This window comes from Corynebacterium sp. HMSC074C04 (genome assembly GCF_001838295.1).
Taxonomy (GTDB): domain Bacteria; phylum Actinomycetota; class Actinomycetes; order Mycobacteriales; family Mycobacteriaceae; genus Corynebacterium; species Corynebacterium amycolatum.
The window spans coordinates 1,259,623-1,264,700 of the sequence record NZ_KV836272.1; the positions used below are offsets into that span (position 1 = coordinate 1,259,623).

Sequence of the window (5,078 nt, forward strand, 5' to 3'; positions counted from 1 at the left end):
GAGGCGGCGAGGATTTCGCGGCGCGTGCAGAAGCAGGGATAAGTCAGGCCGCGCTGAGTGAGGTCGACAAGTGCGGATTCATACAGCTCAGAGCGTTCGGACTGGCGGACCGGCGTGCCATCCCAGTCGATGCCGATGGCCTCGAGATCGGCGAGCTGCTGCGCCTCATACTCGGGGCGGGAGCGCTGGCGGTCGATATCTTCGATACGCACGATGAAGCGGCCACCCTGCGCGCGGGCGTGCGCCCAGGCCAGCACTGCGGTGCGCAGGTTTCCCAGGTGCAGCCGACCGGTCGGCGAAGGGGCGTAGCGGCCGGTGGGAGGTCTCTGATGTGGTTGAAGAGCGAAGCCAAACATAGGTCGAGAATAACGCCAAATATGCTGAACGCACTTCACTGGAATCCCGCAATGGAATTAGCGATTAAAGTCCATCACGCAGGGTTTTACCGCCATATAGACTCATGCTTCTGTCTACCTCGTTTGTAAATACGTCCCTGTTAACGCAGACCCGCTCATGGACACCAGTGGCAATCACTAGCTCACCCAGTGTTGCAGACACTTCCCATTTAAAGCGATTTCTGGCCTGCATGATGCATTTTGCACGCACCTCAAGCTCAACCCCCTCAGTGCATGGAGCCGTGTGACGTATATTCACACCGAACCCCAAGCTCATCTCTCCTGGGTTCAATAGTTTTTCAGAATCAAGGTGCTTAATACAGGCAAGTTCCAACAATCCCACCGTAAAACCCGTTGCAAATATCGGAGGCATTGAGGCAAATTCGTCCTCGTCGGGATACAAATCGGGAACTGTCTTACCTTCGGGGATTGTATACCTAAAAGCATAGGTTTTTTCAAGAATACTTTTTACCATAACCCTACCTCTCTATAAGCACCTAAGCAGTCATCAGCTAGGCGTTTATTATTTACACTTGCTGTACCAGCGGGATACTGAATCTGAGTTGCAGCTAAAAGCAAATCAGTTAATCCAGTTTCGACCAGCCCGCCACGCGCTCCAAGCACGTTCATGCAGTCAACTACAGTCGCAATTGCACTGTTAACAGATTCGGTTTTCGCTGCGAGGATTAGCGGCTCATTGGGCGTTCCGCGATCTAAGCTAGCCGCTGCAGAAACGCACGCTGCGTTTGAAATAACAAATCGGCGATTGACATTGCCAAGCAGTCCACGGATCGCACTTTTTTGAGATAGGTTTTTTAACTTACCCGTTTCAGATCTTAGATATGCCTTGGTAATATCCAACGCCTTCTGCTGAATTCCCAAAGCAACTGCTGCCAAGTTGAGCTTTCCGAACAGCGTTATCGAACGATGAGCTACCTCCAATCCATCTTTGTCGGAGAGGATATTGTTATTGGTCACACTGCAACCATCAACGAATTCAACACTTCCAATATTAACTCCTTCAAGCCCCGGCAATAAATACGTGTTTCCCGCCTGAATATTCCGCGAATCAGCCGGCACAATAACTGCAAAAAACTTATCGCCTACCGATCCATTAACATTTCTAGCAACAACACCATGCACATCTGCTATATGCGAGTTAACGATAAAATCCTTCTTCCCCACTAAGGAAGACTCCATCGCCCCTTTAAGTATCCGTGTCTCCATTTTCGCAAGATTCGACCCGGATACGGGCTCTGTTAAGCAAATTGAGGAAATTTTCTCTCCGCTACACAGCGGTGGTAACCATTCTTGTTTCTGCTCCTTGCTCGCATTTAAGAATACTGCTAATCCTAACTGAACGGACTGCACTAAAACGCCGATACTTGGATCACAGTGAGACGAAGCCTGGATTGAAAATAGACGTTCTACATGAGATGCACCCGCACCGCCAAAATCTACAGGAATAGAAAGCCCAGCCCACCCCATGCGTCCTACTATTCGACATACTTCTCTCGAAAATTCAATCGAGCTTTCTTTGCAGCTTATATTGCCGAATTCTTCGGTTGCTCGTTCAAGGAATATTTCATACGACTTCATTTTTCTCCAATCTGACTTCTCGACTACCCATCACCGCAACCACTACAGCTACGACCGCGAATGCAATACACACGATTCCGACTATCGCTCTACTTCCACCGCTTAGCCCCGCTGCGAGCGGGCCAACTGCCGTTCCCACGTAGCCCACGATGTAGTAGCTGGAAACAGTCGCAGCAAGATCTTTTCCACGTGCCGCTTCCGAAACCCGCAGCAGAGAGTACTTGAAAGAGAGTCCTTGGCCGACACCACAGATAACGGTTGCAATAACCAGCAAAACAGCAGTTGAGCTAAACAAGCTCAGTGTTACGCCACCCAGCCCGAGCGCGAGAATCACCAACCCCACCGGATACGAGACCCGCTGCGCCCTCCGCCCGAGCATCACCTGAGTCACTGCCGATACTCCGAGCATCAAGGCCGTAATCGACGCAATCTTTAGCTGCGTATCGAAGCCCATATCCTTCGCAGCCAGCGGAACTACGGACTGGAAGAGACCGTTGACTCCATACGCACAGCCAATCGCTAACGCTCCCGGAATGAAAACTCGAATCACATCCCGAGCCACACCAAACTGCGGCCGCCAGCTCACCGAATTTCTCTCGCAGCTACGCTCCCGCACGCGCGCGACACCAACCATCGACACCACGGTGAGCGCTGCGTAAATCCAATACGGCATTTGTAGTGGTGCCGATGAGAACCTGGCTACCACAGCCGAGTACAACGGACCTAAAGCTAATGCCCCAGAGACCGCCACCGTACTTGTGAGCGCGCCGATATGCGTGAGCAATTTCTCCTGCAACAAGGCAGTAAATGATCCCGTTGCGAGACCGACTGAGAATCCTGAAATCACTCGAGCGGCATATAGAACCATTTCATGTGAATCGACTAACCCCGCCGCCAGAAACATCAGGGTTGATGCCAATGACAGCGCCATACTGACTAGTGCGATCGGCTTTCGCCCCAGCGAGTCTGACAAATGTCCGTATGTGAGCGTGACCACTACACCCACCGCATAGCATGCAAAGACAACTACCGTTTTGTTGGCGCTCAAACCCCAATCATGCTGGTATAAGGCATATAGACCGGAGGGCATCGTACTTCCAATTACTACGATGACCAGCCCAAGCGCTAGCGCTGCTCCATCTCGAACATTAGCTTGAACTTCACCCGACATTTCCACCTCCGTCCATACTTTCTGTTCATGAAAAGTATGATTTCACAGAATGTGTTGTACGGCTAGAGGTTTGGTGAAATCAATCTAGCCTCACGTTTGAAACAGCACTAAAACTCCGTTTCAGTCCATTCTTCCGCGTACGGTAACTTGCTTCGAACACCGCAAAGTGATTCGCTAACACCATGAAACAGCGCACGTACTTCGAGCAGGCAGCCGCAATCGCCGCGGAATGCTCGTCTCCCGTGCGCCTGGCAATCCTGGAGTATCTCCTCAAAAATGGTCCGACTCGCGTGCGCAGCCTCGCCGAGTCCACCAACATCGCCGAATCGACGCTGTCCAACAATCTTCGACGCCTCCGCGAAGCCGAAATTGTCGATGTCGAGCGACAAGGGAAGAGCGCGACCTACTCCATCGCTAACCCCTCAATACGCCAGGTAATTGCCAATCTTTTCCAGGCTGCCGGCGCCGACACTGCCGCACCCATCCCAGAGCACCAACCAGCAGTTACCTTCGCCCGGTCTTGCTACGACCACCTAGCAGGATCCCTCGGAGTACAACTCACTCGGGCCCTTTTCGCCAAAGAAGCACTCATCACCGACGCCGGGGACGTCACCTTTGGCCCCAACGCCGAGAAATGCTTCGCCTACCTCGGCACTGGCCTATCCAGCCTCGACGCAAGCAGGAAGACAGCGTTCCTCTGCAAGGACTGGACACACGCCGACTCTCACCTGGCCGGATCGCTCGGCGCCGCGCTCCTGCGTGGCCTCATTTCAAAGGGTTGGTTGACCCCAATCCCCAATTCCCGCGGACTCGAACTCACGGCAGAAGGCAAAGTCGGCCTCGAAGACTTCATCGGCGCTCGCTTGGAGCACTAAGCGGCAGGTAACATTCCCTCCCGTGACAAATAACGAAAACCTGCCCAAGTCTGGGCCGGGCAACGCCGAGGCTGCCGCTGTGAGCACCTCGCACGCGCCCGAGAACGCAACTAAGTCCGAATCCGCAGCACACACGCCACGCCACATCCCGGTACCGAAATCGCTGTACCCGATGTTCACGGCTATTTTCATCGGCGTGCTGATTGTCTCCAACATCACCGCCACCAAGGGCGTGGAAATCTTCGGCCTGGCCACCGACGGTGCCTTCTTCCTCTTCCCCTTGAGCTACGTCATCGGCGACGTGCTTTCCGAGTGCTACGGCTACAAAGCCACCCGCCGCACCGTGTGGACCGGGTTTGCCATCCTCGCCGGCGCAATGCTCTGCTTCTTTGCCGCCATCAAGCTCCCAGCGGCACCGTGGTATGAAAATCAGGAAGCATTCGCCACTGTGCTGGGCACCGTCCCGCAGCTTGTTCTCGCAGGTCTGGCCGGTTATGTCGTCGGTCAGCTGCTCAACGCCTGGTCGCTCAACGCCATTAAGAAGCGCACTGGCGAAAAGGCGCTCTGGGCGCGCCTGATGGGCTCGACTGTGGTTGGTGAGTTCGTCGATACGCTCATCTTCTGCTCCATCGCCGCCACCGCAATCGGCATCGACACCTGGGGCACCTTCGTCAACTACGTCATCGTCGGCTTCATTTGGAAGACCGCGGTCGAAATCGTAGTCATGCCAATCACCTACGCCGTCATCGCGTGGGTCAAGCGCCGCGAAGGCTACTACGACACTCACGTTCCCGCTTAACGACGAAAAAAGTGCCGCGACCTCGCCTGAGATGCGAGTAGTCGCGGCACTTTTTGTTTTTCTACTTCACATCCCGCTTGGCATTGGCCCAATGAGCAATGCCAACAGCCACAACGATCCAGGCCACCAGCACCACGATGTTGAACCACATCGGCTGCGTCATCCCGGCTTCAAAGCCAGTACGTGGATTCTCCGGGTTTGCCATCAGACCTCCCAGCTGCGTTGACAACTGCTGAATG

General features: G+C 54.0%; 6 protein-coding genes. 2 read left to right on the top strand and 4 right to left on the bottom strand.

The window, feature by feature from the left end:
* From HMPREF3011_RS11510 to HMPREF3011_RS11025, 4 genes are all read right to left on the bottom strand, one after another.
* Positions 1–356: glutamate--tRNA ligase family protein (locus HMPREF3011_RS11510; RefSeq protein WP_246821513.1), on the bottom strand; the 356-nt coding region annotated here is incomplete at its 3' end.
* A gap of 64 nt (positions 357–420) precedes the next feature.
* Positions 421–870 (bottom strand): thioesterase family protein, encoded by a 450-nt coding sequence (locus tag HMPREF3011_RS09965; protein ID WP_049181401.1) that lies wholly within the window; start codon positions 868–870, stop codon positions 421–423.
* Positions 864–1,994, bottom strand: coding sequence for an acyl-CoA dehydrogenase family protein (locus tag HMPREF3011_RS11020; RefSeq protein ID WP_080972872.1), 1,131 nt, complete (start codon positions 1,992–1,994; stop codon positions 864–866). The genes HMPREF3011_RS09965 and HMPREF3011_RS11020 overlap by 7 nt, the downstream gene beginning before the upstream one ends.
* A complete protein-coding gene (locus HMPREF3011_RS11025) occupies positions 1,981–3,165 on the bottom strand; it encodes an MFS transporter (protein ID WP_083300190.1) in 1,185 nt (394 codons plus the stop codon). Before HMPREF3011_RS11025 ends, HMPREF3011_RS11020 begins: the two co-directional genes overlap by 14 nt.
* 182 nt (positions 3,166–3,347) lie before the next feature.
* Here HMPREF3011_RS11025 and HMPREF3011_RS09975 point away from each other — a divergent pair, with 182 nt between their 5' ends.
* The gene (locus tag HMPREF3011_RS09975) at positions 3,348–4,040 is read left to right on the top strand and encodes an ArsR/SmtB family transcription factor (protein WP_049181396.1); all 693 of its coding nucleotides are present in this window, start codon (positions 3,348–3,350) and stop codon (positions 4,038–4,040) included.
* A 22-nt stretch (positions 4,041–4,062) separates the two neighbouring features.
* Positions 4,063–4,839: a queuosine precursor transporter gene (locus HMPREF3011_RS09980; RefSeq protein ID WP_049181394.1), complete on the top strand. Its 777-nt coding sequence runs from the start codon at positions 4,063–4,065 to the stop codon at positions 4,837–4,839.
* Positions 4,840–5,078 lie beyond the last annotated feature (239 nt).

Coding starts and splice junctions, on each gene's coding strand:
- HMPREF3011_RS09965 (WP_049181401.1), bottom strand. CDS start 870: ATGGTAAAAAGTATTCTTGAAAAAACCTATGCTTTTAGGTATACAATC.
- HMPREF3011_RS11025 (WP_083300190.1), bottom strand. CDS start 3,165: ATGTCGGGTGAAGTTCAAGCTAATGTTCGAGATGGAGCAGCGCTAGCG.
- HMPREF3011_RS09975 (WP_049181396.1), top strand. CDS start 3,348: ATGAAACAGCGCACGTACTTCGAGCAGGCAGCCGCAATCGCCGCGGAA.
- HMPREF3011_RS11020 (WP_080972872.1), bottom strand. CDS start 1,994: ATGAAGTCGTATGAAATATTCCTTGAACGAGCAACCGAAGAATTCGGC.